Annotated in this window: 18 protein-coding genes and 1 riboswitch; of the genes, 17 read left to right on the forward strand and 1 reads right to left on the reverse strand. The window is 73.5% G+C overall.

Going from position 1 to position 16,115, the window contains the following annotated elements:
- Nucleotides 1–195: 195 nt before the first annotated feature.
- The 9 genes from rpe (at nucleotide 196) to hisF (ending at nucleotide 7,869) form a co-directional block, all read left to right on the forward strand.
- Nucleotides 196–894: a ribulose-phosphate 3-epimerase gene (gene rpe, locus EWV39_RS06000; RefSeq protein WP_129657761.1), complete on the forward strand. Its 699-nt coding sequence runs from the start codon at nucleotides 196–198 to the stop codon at nucleotides 892–894.
- A gap of 127 nt (nucleotides 895–1,021) precedes the next feature.
- Nucleotides 1,022–1,167, forward strand: a riboswitch (FMN riboswitch).
- A gap of 118 nt (nucleotides 1,168–1,285) precedes the next feature.
- Nucleotides 1,286–2,005: a nicotinamide riboside transporter PnuC gene (gene pnuC / locus EWV39_RS06005; RefSeq protein WP_129657763.1), complete on the forward strand. Its 720-nt coding sequence runs from the start codon at nucleotides 1,286–1,288 to the stop codon at nucleotides 2,003–2,005.
- Nucleotides 2,002–3,102 carry a bifunctional diaminohydroxyphosphoribosylaminopyrimidine deaminase/5-amino-6-(5-phosphoribosylamino)uracil reductase RibD gene (gene ribD, locus EWV39_RS06010; RefSeq protein WP_238148116.1) on the forward strand — a complete coding sequence of 367 codons (1,101 nt, stop codon included), beginning with the start codon at nucleotides 2,002–2,004 and terminating at the stop codon, nucleotides 3,100–3,102. The genes pnuC and ribD overlap by 4 nt, the downstream gene beginning before the upstream one ends.
- 11 nt (nucleotides 3,103–3,113) lie before the next feature.
- Nucleotides 3,114–4,559, forward strand: coding sequence for a 3,4-dihydroxy-2-butanone-4-phosphate synthase (ribB, locus tag EWV39_RS06015; protein WP_129657765.1), 1,446 nt, complete (start codon nucleotides 3,114–3,116; stop codon nucleotides 4,557–4,559).
- Nucleotides 4,556–5,251, forward strand: coding sequence for a GTP cyclohydrolase II (locus tag EWV39_RS06020; protein ID WP_129657767.1), 696 nt, complete (start codon nucleotides 4,556–4,558; stop codon nucleotides 5,249–5,251). Before ribB ends, EWV39_RS06020 begins: the two co-directional genes overlap by 4 nt.
- A 193-nt stretch (nucleotides 5,252–5,444) precedes the next feature.
- The gene (ribH, locus tag EWV39_RS06025) at nucleotides 5,445–5,918 is read left to right on the forward strand and encodes a 6,7-dimethyl-8-ribityllumazine synthase (RefSeq protein ID WP_129657769.1); all 474 of its coding nucleotides are present in this window, start codon (nucleotides 5,445–5,447) and stop codon (nucleotides 5,916–5,918) included.
- A 10-nt stretch (nucleotides 5,919–5,928) separates the two neighbouring features.
- The gene (locus EWV39_RS06030) at nucleotides 5,929–6,192 is read left to right on the forward strand and encodes a phosphoribosyl-ATP diphosphatase (RefSeq protein WP_129657771.1); all 264 of its coding nucleotides are present in this window, start codon (nucleotides 5,929–5,931) and stop codon (nucleotides 6,190–6,192) included.
- Between the two features lie 46 nt (nucleotides 6,193–6,238).
- Nucleotides 6,239–7,084 (forward strand): ATP phosphoribosyltransferase, encoded by an 846-nt coding sequence (gene hisG / locus EWV39_RS06035; protein ID WP_129657773.1) that lies wholly within the window; start codon nucleotides 6,239–6,241, stop codon nucleotides 7,082–7,084.
- Between the two features lie 20 nt (nucleotides 7,085–7,104).
- A complete protein-coding gene (hisF, locus tag EWV39_RS06040) occupies nucleotides 7,105–7,869 on the forward strand; it encodes an imidazole glycerol phosphate synthase subunit HisF (protein WP_129657775.1) in 765 nt (254 codons plus the stop codon).
- Between the two features lie 77 nt (nucleotides 7,870–7,946).
- Here hisF and EWV39_RS06045 read toward each other — a convergent pair whose 3' ends face one another.
- The gene (locus EWV39_RS06045) at nucleotides 7,947–8,630 is read right to left on the reverse strand and encodes a maleylpyruvate isomerase family mycothiol-dependent enzyme (protein WP_165313177.1); all 684 of its coding nucleotides are present in this window, start codon (nucleotides 8,628–8,630) and stop codon (nucleotides 7,947–7,949) included.
- Between the two features lie 66 nt (nucleotides 8,631–8,696).
- Here EWV39_RS06045 and hisI point away from each other — a divergent pair, with 66 nt between their 5' ends.
- The 8 genes from hisI to lgt all read left to right on the forward strand — a co-directional run bounded on the left by hisI (nucleotide 8,697) and on the right by lgt (nucleotide 15,787).
- Nucleotides 8,697–9,080 (forward strand): phosphoribosyl-AMP cyclohydrolase, encoded by a 384-nt coding sequence (gene hisI, locus EWV39_RS06050; protein ID WP_129659102.1) that lies wholly within the window; start codon nucleotides 8,697–8,699, stop codon nucleotides 9,078–9,080.
- A 29-nt stretch (nucleotides 9,081–9,109) separates the two neighbouring features.
- Nucleotides 9,110–10,684, forward strand: coding sequence for an anthranilate synthase component I (locus EWV39_RS06055; protein WP_129657779.1), 1,575 nt, complete (start codon nucleotides 9,110–9,112; stop codon nucleotides 10,682–10,684).
- Nucleotides 10,681–11,310 carry a Trp biosynthesis-associated membrane protein gene (locus EWV39_RS06060; RefSeq protein ID WP_129657781.1) on the forward strand — a complete coding sequence of 210 codons (630 nt, stop codon included), beginning with the start codon at nucleotides 10,681–10,683 and terminating at the stop codon, nucleotides 11,308–11,310. The genes EWV39_RS06055 and EWV39_RS06060 overlap by 4 nt, the downstream gene beginning before the upstream one ends.
- A gap of 119 nt (nucleotides 11,311–11,429) precedes the next feature.
- The gene (locus tag EWV39_RS06065) at nucleotides 11,430–11,684 is read left to right on the forward strand and encodes an HGxxPAAW family protein (RefSeq protein ID WP_129657784.1); all 255 of its coding nucleotides are present in this window, start codon (nucleotides 11,430–11,432) and stop codon (nucleotides 11,682–11,684) included.
- Between the two features lie 123 nt (nucleotides 11,685–11,807).
- On the forward strand, nucleotides 11,808–12,653 hold the full coding sequence (gene trpC, locus EWV39_RS06070; protein WP_129657786.1) for an indole-3-glycerol phosphate synthase TrpC: 846 nt from the start codon (nucleotides 11,808–11,810) through the stop codon (nucleotides 12,651–12,653).
- Entirely contained in the window at nucleotides 12,643–14,052 is a 1,410-nt protein-coding gene (gene trpB / locus EWV39_RS06075) for a tryptophan synthase subunit beta (RefSeq protein ID WP_129657788.1), read from the forward strand. The genes trpC and trpB overlap by 11 nt, the downstream gene beginning before the upstream one ends.
- A 2-nt stretch (nucleotides 14,053–14,054) precedes the next feature.
- Nucleotides 14,055–14,882 (forward strand): tryptophan synthase subunit alpha, encoded by an 828-nt coding sequence (trpA, locus tag EWV39_RS06080; RefSeq protein WP_129657790.1) that lies wholly within the window; start codon nucleotides 14,055–14,057, stop codon nucleotides 14,880–14,882.
- A 5-nt stretch (nucleotides 14,883–14,887) separates the two neighbouring features.
- Nucleotides 14,888–15,787, forward strand: a complete 900-nt coding sequence (lgt, locus tag EWV39_RS06085) for a prolipoprotein diacylglyceryl transferase (protein WP_129657792.1) — start codon at nucleotides 14,888–14,890, stop codon at nucleotides 15,785–15,787.
- Nucleotides 15,788–16,115: the final 328 nt, after the last annotated feature.

Genomic DNA, 16,115 nt, shown 5'->3' on the forward strand with positions numbered 1-16,115 from the left:
GTCCAAAATTAAGATCGGGAAGCTATCGAAATGGGCGACGCGGACTTGCAATCCGCGGGACGATAGTGCAGGTGGAGGGCCCAGGTGGCAATTAGCGCACATGGACGCGCGCTTCCTCCGACCCGGCCCGCCCGGCCGGGTATCCTGGTGGGACGCGGCCGGTGCGAACCCCGTCCGCCCGTCGATTCCGTCGAGATGCCGGGAGGCAGCAGCTTGAGTCACGTCCGGATCCACCCGTCCATCCTCTCGGCCGACTTCGCCCGGCTGGGCGAGGAGCTGGCCGCCGTCGAGTCCGCGGACGCCGCCCACATCGACGTCATGGACAACCACTTCGTCCCCAACCTCACGTGGGGCCCGGCGGTGGTCGAGCGCCTGCGCCAGGTCTCGCCGGTGCCCTTCGACGTCCACCTCATGATCGACGACGCCGACCGCTGGGCGCCCCGCTATGCCGAGATCGGCTGCGAGTCGGTGACCTTCCACGCCGAGGCCGCGATCGCGCCGATCAAGCTGGCCCGGGAGCTGCGGTCCCAGGATGCCCGGGCGGGCATGGCCCTGCGGCCGGCGACGCCGGTCGAGCCGTACCTGGACCTGCTGCCCGAGCTGGACCTCCTGCTGGTCATGACGGTGGAGCCCGGATTCGGCGGGCAGTCCTTCCTGGACGTGACGCTGCCCAAGATCCGGCGCGCCGCCGAGGCCACCCGCGGCTCCTCAGCACAGGTCGCGCTGCAGGTGGACGGGGGGATCTCGGAGTCCACCATCGAGCGCGCGGCCGAGGCGGGGGCCGACGTCTTCGTCGCGGGCTCCTCGGTCTACGGCGCTGAGGACCGCGCCGCCGCCATCGGCGCCCTGCGGGAACGGGCTCGGGCGGCGTGCGGTCTGGGCGCGGCGCGCTAGCGGGGCCGAAGGCGGTCCTCGCCGGGCGATGATCCGGGGCGGGGCGTTCTCTCATCGAGAACTGACCTCCCACGTGCGAGCACGCGACCCCGCCGGTGTGTCATACTCGACATCGACGCTTTAAATTTTCGTGCTCCGGGGGTCGGTGAAATTCCGAACCGGCGGTGATAGTCCGCGACCCGCGAGAGCCGAGCGGCCCGCCCGCCCGGCAGATCGCGGCCGAACCGGTGAGATTCCGGTACCGACAGTACAGTCTGGATGAAGGTGCACGAGCTCGGCGGGCCGCGCGGCGGCACCCGGGCCCGTCGGCGAGGGATCGCCCGGGTGCGGGGATGTCGCTCCAGGCCCCGCCGTGTTCTCCCCGGGGCCCCGCAGACCCGGAAGGAGCGGCATGGATCTTCTGCGGTGGCTCTTCGATGCCCAGCTGCACATCGGCGGCGGCTTCGTGCTGTGGCGCGAGGTCCTGGGCAATCTCTTCGGCCTCGCCTCGGCCCTGGGCGGCATGCGCCGCAGGGTGTGGGCCTGGCCCGTGGGCGTGCTCGGCAACCTCCTGCTGCTCACCGTCTTCCTCGGCGCCGTCTTCGGCTCGCCGAACCCCGTCAACCTGCTCGGGCAGGCCGGCCGGCAGGTCATGTTCATCGCCGTCTCCGTCTACGGCTGGTACCGCTGGAAGAGCGCGCGCAGCGACGGCTCCGCCCCGGTCAGCCCCCGGTGGGCGAGCGGGCGCGAGCGGGTGATGCTGGTCGTCCTGCTGGTGGGCGGCACGGCCGCGCTCACGCCGGTCTTCCGGGCCCTGGGCTCCTACGAGCCGGTCTGGTCCGACGCGTGGATCTTCGTCGGCTCGCTGCTGGCCACCTGGGGGATGGCGCGGGGCTGGGTCGAGTTCTGGCTGATCTGGGTCGCGGTCGACGTCGTCGGCGTTCCCCTGCTGTTCTCCGCCGGCTACTACGCCTCCGGGCTGATGTACCTCTTCTACGGCTGCTTCACCCTCGCCGGGTTCTTCGTCTGGTGGCGGGCCCGCAACCGCGAGCAGCGGGTCAGCGTCGAGACGCAGTTCCCCGACCCCACGGTCGAGCGGGACTCCCTCCACCGGACGGGAGGCCCCCGATGAGCGGGCAGGAGGACGACGCCGCCCGCCCGCCCGGCCCCTGGAGCCGACGCGACCGGGCCGCCATGGAGGCCGCGCTCGACGCCGCCGCCCTCGGCAGCCGCGGCGGCAACCCCCTGGTCGGCGCGGTCATCGCCGACGCCGCCGGCGAGATCCTGCACGTCGGCCACCACCGCGGGGCCGGCACCCCGCACGCCGAGGTCGACGCCCTGGAGCAGGCCCGCGCCGCCGGCACCGAGCTGGGCACGGCCCGCATGTACGTGACCCTCGAGCCCTGCAACCACACCGGCCGCACCGGCCCCTGCAGCGCGGCCATCCTCGCCGCCGGCGTCGGCTCGGTGGTCTACGGGGACTCCGACACGACGGCCTGGGCCAGCGGCGGCGCCCGGTTCCTCGCCGAGCACGGCGTCGAGGTGCGCGGTGGCCTGCTGGCCGAGCGCTCCCGGCGCCTGAACCACCGCTGGTGGCTGACCCGCGAGCACCACCGCCCCTTCGTGACCGCCAAGGTCGCCGCCTCGATGGACGGCTGCGTCGCGGCCCCGGACGGCACCAGCCAGTGGATCACCGGCCCCGAGGCGCGCGCCCACGGCCACGAGCTGCGCGGCCGCGTGGACGCCGTCCTGGTCGGCACGGGCACCGTGCTCACCGACGACCCCCTGCTCACCCGCCGCGGGCCCGACGGCGCCGAGGCCGCCCGGCAGCCGCTGCGGGCGGTCATGGGCCTGCGGGACCTCCCGCCGGGGGCCCGGCTGAACTCCGGGAGGGGCCACCTGCCGCTGCGCACCCGCGTGCCGGAGGAGGCCCTGAGGGCTCTGAAGGACGCCTCGGTCGAGCACGTGCTCGTCGAGGGTGGGCCCGGGCTGATCACCGCCTTCCTCGCCGCCGGCCTGGTGGACGAGATCTACTGGTACGCGGCCCCCCTCCTGCTGGGCGGGGGCACCCGGGGGATCGGCGACCTGGGCGCCGGGACCCTCGGCCAGGCCCTCCGCTGGGAGGTCGACCCCGCGGGGTCGGAGGCCGACCATACCGAGCAGGGCGTGGGCCGCCGCGGCCCCGACCTGCTGACCCACCTGCACCCCGCACCCGCGACGAAAGGCTAGAGGCCACCATCATGTTCACCGGAATCATCGAGAGCCTGGGCACCGTCGAGGCCCTGGAGCGCGACGCCGACTCCGCCCGCCTGGTCCTGCGCGCCGAGGGCGTGGCCGAGGACCTGCCCGAGGGCGGCTCCCTCGCGGTCAACGGCGTGTGCCTCACGGCCGTGCGGGCCGTGGCGGAGCAGGGGCGCTTCGTCGCCGACGTCATGGGCGAGACCCTGGATCGGACCGGCATCGGCGCCCTCGTCCCCGGCTCCCGGGTCAACCTGGAGCGCTGCCTGCCCGCCGGCGGGCGGTTCGACGGCCACATCGTGCAGGGGCACGTGGACGGCACGGGGACCGTCGTCGGCCTGGTCGAGCACGCCGACTGGACGACCGTGCGGGTCGAGGTCCCGGCCGGGCTCGCGCCCCAGCTCGCGGAGAAGGGCTCGATCGCCCTGGACGGCATCTCGCTGACGGTGACCGCCGTGAGCCCCGCAGGGGAGGCCCGGCCGTGGTTCGAGGTCGGCGTCATCCCGGCCACCCTGCGGGCCACGACCCTCGGCGAGGCCCGGCTGGGCGACGCCGTGAACCTGGAGACCGACGCCGTCGCGAAGTACCTGCTGCGCGCCCTGCAGTTCGAGGGCCTCGGGGACCTCGGGACGGCTCCCGGGGGATCCGCCGGGGGAGGGGCGGCTCCGGCCGGGCCCGCGGGCGGAGGCGCGCCGGCGGGCCCGGGCGACGTCGTCGTCGGGATCCCCGCCGAGGTCGCGGCCGTCCTCCCGGCCCCGCCGGCGCCCCCGGGGACCGCCCTCCTCGCCGAGGAGGCCCCCACGGTCCTGGACCCCGTGCAGGACGCGCTGAGCGCCATCGCGGCCGGCGGCCTCGTCGTCGTGGTCGACGACGAGGACCGCGAGAACGAGGGCGACCTGATCGGCGCCGCCGCGCTCGCGGACCCCGAGCGCCTGGGGATGATGATCCGCTACTCCTCCGGCGTCGTGTGCGCCCCCATGACCGGCGCGCGGGCCGACGCGCTCGCGCTGCCGCCGATGGTCGCCCGCAACGAGGACCCGAAGGGCACCGCCTACACGGTGACCTGCGACGCCGCGGCCGGCGTGAGCACCGGGATCAGCGCCGCGGACAGGTCGCTGACGCTCAACCTCCTCGCCGACCCGCGCTCGGCCCCCGCCGACCTCACCCGGCCGGGCCACATCCTGCCGCTGCGCGCGGTGGACGGGGGAGTCGCCGAGCGCCCCGGCCACACCGAGGCCGCTGTCGAGCTGGCCCGGCTGGCGGGCCTGCCCGAGGTCGGCTACATCGCCGAGCTGGTGCACGACGACGGCTCGATGATGCGCTTCGAGGCGCTCCGCCGCTTCGCGAGCGAGCACGGCCTGCCGATGATCTCGATCGAGGCGCTCGCGGCCTACGCGGCCGAGGACGCCGAGCCCGCCGACCCCTCCTCCGAGGAGCTGCGAGCATGAACGACCCCCGCCGCGCGGATCCGGAGGAGCTCAGCCCCGACCCGGGCCGCCTGGTGCCCCGCACCGACCCCGAGCTGATCGCCGTGACCGACCCCGTCACGGTCCCCACCCCCTACGGCTCCTTCGCCGTGCGCGCCTGGGGATTCGCCGACGGCTCCGAGCACCTCAGCGCCACGGCCCTGGGCCCGGACGGGACGCCGGTGCTGGGCTCCGATCAGGCGCCGTACGTGCGGCTGCACTCGGAGTGCCTCACCGGCGACGTCTTCGGCTCCCGGCGCTGCGACTGCGGCCCGCAGCTGCAGGAGGGGCTGCGCATCATCGCCAGCCACGGCGGGACCCTCGTCTACCTGCGGCAGCACGAGGGCCGCGGGATCGGGCTGGTCAACAAGCTGCGCGCCTACGCGCTGCAGGACGCCGGCCTGGACACCCTCGACGCGAACCTCGAGCTCGGGCTGCCGGCCGACGCCCGCGACTACCGCCAGGCGGCCCGCATCCTCGAGGGCCTGGGGATCACCGTCCTCCACCTGGTGACCAACAACCCCGCCAAGGCCGAGGCGCTCGAGCGGGAGGGGCTGACCGTGCAGACCCTGGAGCCCGACGTCGTCGAGCCGGTCCCGGAGAACGCCCGCTACCTGCAGACCAAGCGGGACCGGATGAACCACCGCCTCCTCCTGCATCCGCCGGGGGCCTGAGCCGCCGCCGCGGGAGGGGCCGGGCACCGGCATCGCCGCCCTCCGGCCTGGAGGAGGCGGCATCCCCGCCGGCAGGGACCGCGGGCCCGCCCGTCCCGCACGCCGTCCGTCACCCGCCCACCATTCGCCAACCCACCTCACTCATCAACCCGCGCGCCGCCCGGCGCGCCCCCACCGAATCAGGAGAGCACACATGTCAGGAACCGGAGCGCACACCCCCCAGCTGGAGAGCCTCGACGCGAGCGGACTGCGCGTCGGCGTCGTCGCGGCCTCGTGGCACACCACCGTCATGGACGGCCTGCTGGCCGGGGCCCGGAGGGCGCTGGAGGAGGCCGGCGTCGAGGACGTCACCGTCGTACGGGTCCCCGGCTCCTTCGAGCTGCCGGTGGCCGCGGCCCGGCTCGCGGCGGACCACGACGCCGTCGTGGCGCTCGGCGTCGTGATCCGCGGCGGCACGCCCCACTTCGACTACGTCTGCCAGGCCGCGACCGACGGCCTGGGGCGGGTGGCCCTGGACTCGGGCAAGCCCGTCGGATTCGGGCTGCTGACCTGCGACGACGAGCAGCAGGCGCTGGACCGGGCCGGCCTCGAGGGATCGGTCGAGGACAAGGGCCACGAGGCCGCCGCCGCGGCCGTCGAGACCGCCGATGCGCTGAGCGCGTTGTAGGGTGGTCAGCGTGAAAACCTTCGATAGCCTCTTCGCCGAACTGTCCGAGAAAGCCCAGGCCCGTCCCGAGGGCTCCCGCACCGTCGCCGAGCTCGACTCCGGGGTGCATGGGATCGGGAAGAAGGTCATCGAGGAGGCGGGCGAGGTCTGGATCGCCGCCGAGTACCAGTCCGACGAGGAGCTGTCCGAGGAGATCTCCCAGCTGCTCTACCATCTGCAGGTGCTCATGATCGCCCGCGGGCTGGACCCGCAGGACGTCTACCGCTACCTCTAGACCGCCCGGACCCCTCTCCCTCCACCTCCCGAAGGACCCAACAACCATGCTGCGCATCGCCGTGCCCAACAAGGGCGCCCTCTCCCAGGCCTCCCAGACCATGCTGAGCGAGGCCGGGTACCTCCAGCGTCGCGACTCCCGCGAGCTGGTGCTCACCGACGAGGAGAACAACGTCGAGTTCTTCTACCTCCGCCCCCGCGACATCGCCGTGTACGTCGGCTCCGGGACCCTCGACGTCGGCATCACCGGCCGGGACCTGCTGATGGACTCGGACAGCGCCGCCGAGGAGGCCCTGCCCCTGGGCTTCGCGAAGTCCACCTTCCGCTTCGCCGGCCCCTTCGGGCAGTTCTCCGACGTGCGCGAGCTCGCCGGCAAGCGGATCGCCACGAGCTACGACAGGCTGCTGAGGCAGTACCTGGAGGAGGCCGGGATCGACGCCGGCGTCGTCCGCCTCGACGGCGCCATCGAGTCCTCGATCCGCCTCGGCGTGGCCGACGCGATCGCCGACGTCGTCGAGACCGGCAACACCATGCGTGCGGCGGGCCTGGAGGTCTTCGGCGAGCCGATCATGCGCTCCGAGGCGATGCTCATCCGCCAGCGCGAGGTCGAGGACACCGACGCCGTGGAGATCCTCGCCCGTCGCCTGCGCGGCGTCCTGGTCGCGCGCCAGTACGTGATGATGGACTACGACATCCGCGAGGACCTGCTCGAGGAGGCCACCGCGGTGACCCCGGGCCTGGAGGCGCCGACGGTCTCCTCGCTCTCACGCGAGGGCTGGGTCGCGGTGCGCGCCATGGTCCCGCAGCGGACCACCAACCAGACCATGGACCGCCTCTACGAGGTCGGGGCCCGGGCGATCCTCGTCTCGCCCATCGCGGCCGCGCGCCTGTAGGGCTCAGGGAGGAGCAGCACATGGGAGTCGCCATCCGGGTCATCCCCTGCCTCGACGTCGACGCCGGCCGGGTCGTGAAGGGCGTGAACTTCGAGGGCCTCCGGGACGCCGGGGACCCCGTCGAGCTCGCCAGGCGCTACAACGAGGCGGGCGCCGACGAGCTGACGTTCCTGGACGTCACCGCATCCTCGGGCGAGCGGGAGACCACCTTCGACATCGTGGCCCGCACGGCCGAGCAGGTCTTCATCCCGCTCACCGTGGGCGGCGGGGTCCGCAGCGTGGACGACGTCGACCGCCTCCTGCGCGCCGGCGCGGACAAGGCCTCGATCAACACCGCCGCGATCAGCGACCCGGACGTGATCGACGCGATCGCCGAGCGCTTCGGCAACCAGGTCCTGGTGCTCTCGGTGGACGCCAAGCGCACCGGCAACACGCCCTCGGGCTTCGAGATCACCACCCACGGCGGGCGCCGGCTGGCCGGGATCGACGCCGTGGAGTGGGCCCGCGAGGGCGCGCGGCGCGGCGCGGGGGAGATCCTGCTGAACTCGATGGACGCCGACGGCACCCGGGACGGGTTCGACGTCGAGATGATCCGCGCCGTGCGCGCGGCCGTGGGCATCCCGCTGATCGCCTCCGGAGGCGCCGGCAGGCCGGAGGACTTCCCGGCGGCCGTCGAGGCGGGGGCCGACGCCGTGCTCGCCGCCTCGATCTTCCACTTCGGCCCCGACCACGCAATCGCCGAGGTCAAGGAGGCGATCCGCGCGGCCGGCTACGAGGTCCGCTGAGGGAGCTCGCGGAAGCCGCCGGGCCTCTTCCCGGCCGCCTGGGCCCCTCCCGATCTCCGGAGGGGCCCAGGCCCGTCTCAGCCCTTCTCCGTGACCCGCGCAGCCTCCCGGCGCCCGGAGAGGTGGAGCAGCAGGTCCACCGGCTCGCCCTCCAGCACCGTCGGCCGCCCCGCGGAGGGCGCCCGCACCACGCGCTGGACCAGCCCGCCGAGGCGCGACTCCGAGGCCGGCCGGCGGATGACCCGCGAGCCCAACGCGGCGCCGCCCTCGCCGTCCGTGCCCACCAGCTCGAGGCCGTCCGGGTAGTCCTTGGCGAACATCGCCAGCGGCGGTCGCAGTGTCCTCCATACCCGTCGCTGCTCGTCCGGGGCGAAGGGCCCCACCTCCGCGGCCAAGCGCTGCGCCTCCGGCGAGCCGCGCCGGGCGTCCTCGCGGTGGATCACGTACTCCGCGAAGTTCATGGCCTCGTCCACCTTCGCCGCCCGGCGGGTCAGCGGGCGGGCCCGGCGGAACTCCCGCACGCCCCGGGCGTAGCCCTCCGCCGAGGACATGGCACCGGCCCGCTCCCGCATCATCCGTCCCGTCCGGCCGGAGAGCGGGCGCAGGAAGATGCCGAGGGCGGCGTCGGGCCGCGTCTCCCGCAGGATCAGGTGGGCCAGCAGGTCCTCGGTGTCCCAGCCCTCGCAGAGGGTGGGGCGGCCGGGGCCCACGGCATCGAGGACGTCGGCGAGGTTCTCGCGCAGATCTGTGATGACGCTCATGCTCCCCATCCTACGACCCGTCTGGAACAGGCCGCCCGGAGCACCAGGCGGTACAGTGGGCCCGTGATGAATCCCCACGACGAGACCCCGGACGCCGCTGAAGCCCTGGACCCCGCGATCGCCGGGCGGCTCAAGAAGGACGCCGCCGGGCTGGTGGCCGCCGTCATCCAGCAGCACGACACCGGCGAGGTGCTGATGCTCGGCTGGATGGACGAGGAGGCCCTGCGCCGCACCCTGACCAGCGGGCGGGTCACCTTCTGGTCCCGCTCCCGCGGGGAGTACTGGCGCAAGGGGGACACCTCCGGCCACGTCCAGCGGGTGGTCTCGGCGGCGCTGGACTGCGACGGCGACGCCCTGCTGATCCGAGTGGACCAGGTCGGCGCCGCCTGCCACACCGGGACGCGCACCTGCTTCGAGGGGCGGTCGCTGCCGGCCGTCACCGGCGCGTAAGAATTCTCAGCGAGAGCGAGGACGACTCCATGCATCAACCGGACGGGATCCGTCCCACCCGAGAGGCCTTCGGCGAGCTCGCCGAGCGGCATCGCGTCATCCCGGTCAGCGTCACGGTCGTCGCCGACGCCCTGACGCCGATCGGCATCTACCGGGCCCTGGTCGCGCGCGACGGCGCCGCCAAGCCCGGGACCTTCCTGCTCGAGTCCGCCAACGAGGGGGCCACCTGGTCCCGGTACTCGTTCATCGGCGTCGACTCGCCCTCCACGCTCACGGTCCGCGACGGCCAGGCGCACTGGCAGGGGAGCGTGCCCGAGGGCGCCCCCACCGGCGGGGACCCGGTCGAGGCCATCCGGCAGACCCTGAGCATGCTGCACACCGAGGCCTTCGAGGACCTCCCGCCGCTGACCTCCGGGCTCGTGGGGTACCTGGGCTGGGACACCGTGCGGCACTGGGAGGACCTGCCTCACCCGCCCGAGGACGACCTGGGCCTGCCCGAGTTCGCCCTCAACCTCGTGGCGGACATGGCGATCCACGATCACCGCGACGGCACCGTGACGCTGGTGGCCAACGCCGTCAACTGGGACGGCAGCCCCGAGCGGGCCGACCGCGCCTACGACGACGCCGTGCAGCGCCTGCAGCGGATGCTCAGTAGGCTCGCCGAGCCCATCGGCACCACCACCGTCTCCCGCTTCGCCGGCGGCGCGGAGCTGGAGGAGCGCCTGGAGCACGGGGTCACCGAGCGCTGGGAGCGGCAGCAGTTCCTCAACCGGATCGTGGAGGGCAAGCACGCGATCTACGACGGAGACATCTTCCAGGTGGTCATCTCGCGCCGCTTCGAGGCCGAGTGCACCGCGTCGCCGCTGGATGTCTACCGCGTGCTGCGCCGGACCAACCCCTCGCCGTACATGTACCTCTACACCTTCGCCGACGCCGAGCGGCCGGGGGAGAGCTTCAGCATCGTCGGCTCCTCCCCGGAGGCCCTGGTCACCGTCCAGGGGGACCGGGCGCAGACCCACCCGATCGCGGGCTCCCGCCCCCGCGGCGCGACCCGCTCGCAGGACGTGGCGCTGGCCGAGGAGCTGCTGGCCGACGAGAAGGAGCGCTCCGAGCACCTGATGCTGGTGGACCTCGCCCGCAACGACCTCTCGAAGATCGCCGAGCCCGGCACGGTCGAGGTCAGCCAGTTCATGGAGATCGAGCGCTTCAGCCACATCATGCACATCTCCTCGACCGTCGAGGCGACGCTGCGCGAGGGCGCCGAGGCCTACGACGTCCTGCGCGCGACCTTCCCGGCCGGGACCCTCTCCGGGGCCCCGAAGCCGCGGGCGATGCAGCTGCTCGACGAGTACGAGCCGCACCGGCGCGGGGTGTACGGCGGCGTCGTCGGCTACTTCGACTTCGCCGGCAACATGGACATGGCCATCGCGATCCGCACCGCCCTGCTGCGCGGCGGCCGCGCCTACGTGCAGGCCGGGGCCGGGATCGTGGCGGACTCGGTGCCGGAGACCGAGGCCGCCGAGACCGTCAGCAAGTCGGCGGCGCCGCTGCGCGCGGTGCTGCTGGCCGAATCCCTGAAGAGCCTGGGGGAGGAGACCGCATGAGCGCATCGACACCCGAGCCCACCGTGGAGGGGGCGGAGACCTCCGAGCCGCGCCGCGGCGCAGGAGCCGGCCGGGCCACCCTGATGGGCCTGCTCGTGCCCGGCCTGGCCTTCCTGGCGAGCCTGCCCACGTGGGTCCACGCCGAGGCCTCCAGCGCCCTCCAGGACGTCCCGGTGGACGTCCCCGGCACCGAGGCCGCGCCGGCCGTCACGGCGCTGTCCCTGGCCGCGCTCGCCGCGGTGCTCGCCCTGCGCATCTCAGGAAGGGTCCTGCGCATCGTGGTCTGCGTCGTCATCGCCGCCGCGGGGCTGGGCATGGGGGCCGCCGTCGTCACGGTGCTGATGGACCCGGCGCTCGCCTCGCAGACCTCGGTGAGCGAGGCCACGAGCATGACGGGCGCGGACGGCAGCTACGCCGTGACCGTCTGGCCGTGGCTGTGCCTGGTGCTGGCGGCCGCCACCGCGGTGACCGGCGTCTGGCTGATGCTGGCCAGCCGGCACTGGCGCACCAACTCCCGCCGCTTCGAGCGCGCCTCGCAGCGCGCCGCCGCCCCGGACGGAGGCGGCCACGCCGACGACATCGACGCCTGGGACTCGCTCTCCGAGGGACGAGACCCCACCGGCTGATCCCCCGCGGTGCGACGCCGGCCCCCGCGTGGCCGCCCTGCGCTCGCCCGCAAAGTGTTCTAGAATGTAGCCCGAAGCGCGACCGGTTCGCGCACCCGCATCGCCTAGGAGGACTCCCCGTGAGCAACGAAGACCGGACCCCGCTGGTCCCCGAGGTCGTGGACGGCCATGGAAACACCGTCGCAGCCTGGACCCTGGTGATCGTCGTGACCGTCGGTCTGATCGTCGCGACCGTTGCCTTCGACACCTTCCACACCGTCGGCATGGTCGTCGGCGGGGTCATTATGGCCCTCGGGATCATCGCGAGCCTCGTGCTCAAGGGCATGGGCTTCGGCAAGGGCGGGTCCCGTACCACGAGCCACTCGGCCCACTGAGCCGCCCGGTCGAGCAGCGTCCCCTGATTGGAGAGTCAGCGGGGCGCTGTTCGCTTATCCGCGGCCGTCCGGCCGGGGGCCGCACCCACCACCAGCAGCCACAGATCGGGGACTGAACGCTTCATGACAGTTTTGGATGACATCATCGCCGGGGTCCGCGAGGACCTGGACGCCCGCCGGCGTGAGGTGCCCCTCGAGGAGCTCCGGGAGAAGGTCGCCGCCGTCTCACCCGCCCGGGATGCGCTCTCCGCCCTCCGGGGCCCCGCCTCGAGCACGGTGGAGATCATCGCGGAGGTCAAGCGGGCCAGCCCCTCCAAGGGCGACCTCTCCGACATCCCCGAGCCGGCCGTCCTGGCCCACGAGTACGAGGCCGGGGGAGCCGCCGCGATCTCGGTCCTGACCGAGGCGCGCCGCTTCAAGGGCTCGCTCGAGGACCTCGACGCCGTCCGCGCCGCCGTCTCCATCCCGCTGCTGCGCAAGGACTTCACGGTCGACCCCTACATGATCTGGGAGGCCCGGGCGCACGGCGCGGACCTGGTCCTGCTGATCGTGGCGGCGCTGAGCGACGAGCAGCTGCGGGAGTACCTCGAGCTGACCCACCGCCTGGGCATGAACGCCATCGTGGAGACCCACACTCCCGAGGAGATCGAGCGGGCGGCCGCCGTCGGGGCCAGGATCATCGGCGTCAACGTCCGGAACCTCAAGACGCTGGAGACGGACAGCACCCACTTCGCCAGCCTGGCGGCGCACCTGCCGGAGGACGCCGTCGTCATCGCCGAGTCCGGCGTGGAGGGGCCCGAGGACGTGGCCCGGTACGCCGGCGCCGGCGCCCAGGTGGTCCTGGTGGGCGAGGCTCTGGTCCGGGACCAGGACCCCCGCGAGTCGGTCGGCGACTTCAAGAACCGCGGCCGCAAGGCCCGCACCTCCTACCTCGAGTCCGCACAGAACGAAGGCGAGCATGCAGAGTAACCCCGAGCAGCGGGCCGCCCGCGACCTGGCCGAGGGCTTCCTCGGCACCGCCGGCGCGAGCCTCAAGGAGGCCCCCGGGCCCTACTTCGGCGAGTACGGCGGCCGCTGGATGCCCGAGTCGCTGATCCGGGCGATGGACGAGCTCGAGGACACCTTCGAGAAGGCCAAGGCGGACCCGGAGTTCCTGGAGGAGTTCCAGCGCCTGTCCCGCGAGTATTCCAACCGCCCCTCGCTGCTCACCGAGGCCCAGCGGCTCTCGGAGCGCGCCGGGGTGAGGATCTTCCTCAAGCGCGAGGACCTGAACCACACCGGCTCGCACAAGATCAACAACGTCATGGGCCAGGCCCTGATCGCGCGCCGGATGGGCAAGACCCGCCTGATCGCCGAGACCGGGGCCGGGCAGCACGGCGTCGCGACCGCCACGGCCGCCGCCTTCTTCGGCATGGAGTGCGTGGTCTACATGGGCGAGGAGGACACCAGCCGGCAGGCGCTCAACGTCGCCCGGATGCAGCTGCTGGGGGCGCGGGTGGTCGCCGTGCAGACCGGCTCGCGGACGCTGAAGGACGCGATCAACGAGGCGCTGAGGGACTGGGTCGCCAACGTCGACACCACGCACTACCTGCTCGGCACCGCGGCCGGCGCCCACCCGTTCCCGGCCATGGTGCGCTACTTCCACGACGCCATCGGCGCGGAGGCGCGCGAGCAGCTGCTGGAGGCCACCGGGAAGCTGCCCGACGCCGTCGCGGCCTGCGTCGGCGGCGGCTCCAACGCCATCGGCATGTTCCACGCCTTCCTCGATGACCCCGACGTCGCCCTCTACGGCTTCGAGGCCGGCGGCGACGGCGTCGAGAGCGGCCGGCACGCGGCCACCATCAACCTGGGCCGCCCCGGAGTGCTGCACGGCGCCCGGACCTACCTCATGCAGGACGAGGACGGCCAGACGATCGAGTCCCACTCGATCTCCGCGGGCCTGGACTACCCCGGCGTGGGCCCCGAGCACGCGTACCTCTCCGACCTCGGCCGGGCCTCCTACGAGCCGGTCACCGACACCGAGGCGATGGAGGCGCTGCGCCTGCTGTGCGAGACGGAGGGCATCATCCCCGCCGTCGAGTCGGCGCACGCCCTGGCCGGCGCGCTGCGGGTGGCCCGCGGCTGGGTCGAGGAGGACCCGGAGGCCGCCCGCGGCAGGGTCATCGCGGTCTGCCTCTCCGGGCGCGGGGACAAGGACATGGACACCGCCGTGAAGTGGTTCGGCCTCGGCGCCGCGATCCCCAGCTCCGAGCTGCAGGCGGCCGCCGTCAAGGAGCAGACCGGCACGGTGGAGGCGGCCGACGCCGAGGCCGTGGAGGACCTGGGCACCGACCAGTACGACGACCCCCGGAAGGGGACCCAGCACTAACCATGAGCGCGAACAACCCCCTGACGCAGGACTTCCCGGCCTCGGACCCCGACTCCCGGCTCGCCGCGCGGCTGCGCGAGTGCCGCGAGCAGGGCCGGCCGGCGCTGATCGGCTACCTGCCGGTCGGCTACCCGACGGTCGAGGAGTCCATCCGGGCCGGCATCGAGCTGGGCCGCAACGGCGCCGACGTGATCGAGCTCGGTGTGCCCTACTCCGACCCGGTCATGGACGGCCCGGTCATCCAGCAGGCCACGGCGATCGCGCTGGAGAACGGCTTCCGGGTGGACGACGTCTTCCGCGCCGTCCGCGAGATCACCGAGGCCACCGACGCCGTCGTGGTGGTCATGACCTACTGGAACCCCGTCATGCGCACCGGGGCCGACGCCTTCTCGCGCCGGCTCGCCGAGGCCGGGGGAGCGGGCATCATCACCCCGGACCTGGTCCCGGACGAGGCGGGCGAGTGGTTCGAGGCCAGCGCTCGGCACGGCCTCGACCGGATCTTCCTGGCCGCCCCCTCCTCCACGCCGGAGCGGCTCGCGATGATCTCCCGGGCCTCGGGCGGCTTCGTCTACGCCGTCTCGGTCATGGGCGTCACCGGCGCCCGCTCGAGCGTCTCCGACCTCGCCGAGCGCCTGGTGGCCGACCTCCGCGAGGCGGGGGCCCCCGCCGTGTGCGTGGGGCTCGGCGTCTCCCGCCGGGAGCACGTCGAGGAGATCGGGGCCTACGCCGACGGCGTGATCGTCGGCACCGCGCTGGTGCGCGCCCTCGGCGAGGGCGGCCCGGAGGCGGTGGGCCACCTGACCCGTGAGCTCGCCGGCCGGGCCGGCTGAGCCCGATGCAGATCGCAGGCTCGGTGCTCGCCGCCATCCCCTCGCCCTCGTGGTCCGGGTTCCAGCTCGGGCCGCTGACCGTCCACGCCTACGCCCTGTGCATCCTGCTGGGCATCGTGGTGTGCCTGTGGCTCACCCGGCGCCGCTGGGCCGCCGCTGGCGAGGACCCGGAGACGGTGTGGGACATCGCGCTGTGGGCGATCCCGCTCGGCATCGTCGGCGCCAGGCTCTACCACGTGCTGATCACCGCGCCCGAGGACTACTTCGGCCCCGGGGCGAACCCGCTGGACGCCCTGAAGATCTGGGAGGGCGGCATCGGCATCATGGGGGCGGTGACCTTCGGCGCGCTGGGCGCCTGGATCGCCTGCCGCAGGCTGGGCCTGTCCCTGCTCCGGTTCGCCGACGCCGCCGCGCCCGGCGTCCTGATCGCCCAGGGCATCGGCCGCTGGGGCAACTGGTTCAACCAGGAGCTCTTCGGCAGGCCCACCGACCTGCCCTGGGGCCTGCGGATCGACCCCACCAGCCACAACTTCCCCGCGGGCCTGCCCGCCGACACGCTCTTCCACCCGACCTTCCTCTACGAGTCGCTCTGGAACATCCTGGGCGCCCTGCTGCTGATCTGGCTCGCCCGGCGCGGGGTGCTCAAGACCGGGCAGGTCTTCTGGGCCTACGTCGCCTACTACGGCTTCGGCCGGCTCATGATCGAGCTCTTCCTACGCATCGACCACTCGCAGGAGCTGCTGGGCCTGCGGATCCACGTCTGGACCGCGGGGGCGCTGGTGGTGCTGGGCCTGGCCATGCTGCTGTACCGGGCCGTCCGGAACCGCAGGGAGGGCCCGGAGGAGGCGGAGGAGCCCGCCGGGGACCGCGCCCTCGCCGGCGGCTCGCGGGGCGCTGCGGGCTAGCGGCGCCGGCCGCCGCAGGGCCCGCGGGCCCGCCCTCCGCCGGCCCCACGAGAGCGCCCGCGATCCCGGGGGAGACGCGCATCACACCCCCGTCTTCCCGAATCGATGAGTGTGCTGAGCTGTGGCCCGTGATACCTTTTAGCTGAACAACGCACAGACAAGACGCGACGTCGAGCATCACACACGCGAGACACGCCGACCGGCCCCGCCGTGGACGCCACCGCGTCCTCCGGGCCCCCTCTTCGTCTCGTGATCGCTGCAATGAGGCGGCTCCCGTCGGTCCTTGCGAGGCGACCGGAACCTCGGTACTCCGCTGGGCAGGACCCCG

It is taken from the genome of Rothia halotolerans, assembly GCF_004136635.1.
Taxonomy (GTDB): Bacteria; Actinomycetota; Actinomycetes; order Actinomycetales; family Micrococcaceae; genus Rothia; species Rothia halotolerans.

Excerpts from the sequence above, each read along its gene's own strand:
- rpe (WP_129657761.1), top strand. The coding sequence starts at position 196 with ATGCCGGGAGGCAGCAGCTTGAGTCACGTCCGGATCCACCCGTCCATC.
- pnuC (WP_129657763.1), top strand. The coding sequence starts at position 1,286 with ATGGATCTTCTGCGGTGGCTCTTCGATGCCCAGCTGCACATCGGCGGC.
- ribD (WP_238148116.1), top strand. The coding sequence starts at position 2,002 with ATGAGCGGGCAGGAGGACGACGCCGCCCGCCCGCCCGGCCCCTGGAGC.
- ribB (WP_129657765.1), top strand. The coding sequence starts at position 3,114 with ATGTTCACCGGAATCATCGAGAGCCTGGGCACCGTCGAGGCCCTGGAG.
- EWV39_RS06020 (WP_129657767.1), top strand. The coding sequence starts at position 4,556 with ATGAACGACCCCCGCCGCGCGGATCCGGAGGAGCTCAGCCCCGACCCG.
- ribH (WP_129657769.1), top strand. The coding sequence starts at position 5,445 with ATGTCAGGAACCGGAGCGCACACCCCCCAGCTGGAGAGCCTCGACGCG.
- hisG (WP_129657773.1), top strand. The coding sequence starts at position 6,239 with ATGCTGCGCATCGCCGTGCCCAACAAGGGCGCCCTCTCCCAGGCCTCC.
- hisF (WP_129657775.1), top strand. The coding sequence starts at position 7,105 with ATGGGAGTCGCCATCCGGGTCATCCCCTGCCTCGACGTCGACGCCGGC.
- EWV39_RS06045 (WP_165313177.1), bottom strand. The coding sequence starts at position 8,630 with ATGAGCGTCATCACAGATCTGCGCGAGAACCTCGCCGACGTCCTCGAT.
- hisI (WP_129659102.1), top strand. The coding sequence starts at position 8,697 with ATGAATCCCCACGACGAGACCCCGGACGCCGCTGAAGCCCTGGACCCC.
- EWV39_RS06055 (WP_129657779.1), top strand. The coding sequence starts at position 9,110 with ATGCATCAACCGGACGGGATCCGTCCCACCCGAGAGGCCTTCGGCGAG.
- EWV39_RS06060 (WP_129657781.1), top strand. The coding sequence starts at position 10,681 with ATGAGCGCATCGACACCCGAGCCCACCGTGGAGGGGGCGGAGACCTCC.
- trpC (WP_129657786.1), top strand. The coding sequence starts at position 11,808 with ATGACAGTTTTGGATGACATCATCGCCGGGGTCCGCGAGGACCTGGAC.
- trpB (WP_129657788.1), top strand. The coding sequence starts at position 12,643 with ATGCAGAGTAACCCCGAGCAGCGGGCCGCCCGCGACCTGGCCGAGGGC.
- trpA (WP_129657790.1), top strand. The coding sequence starts at position 14,055 with ATGAGCGCGAACAACCCCCTGACGCAGGACTTCCCGGCCTCGGACCCC.
- lgt (WP_129657792.1), top strand. The coding sequence starts at position 14,888 with ATGCAGATCGCAGGCTCGGTGCTCGCCGCCATCCCCTCGCCCTCGTGG.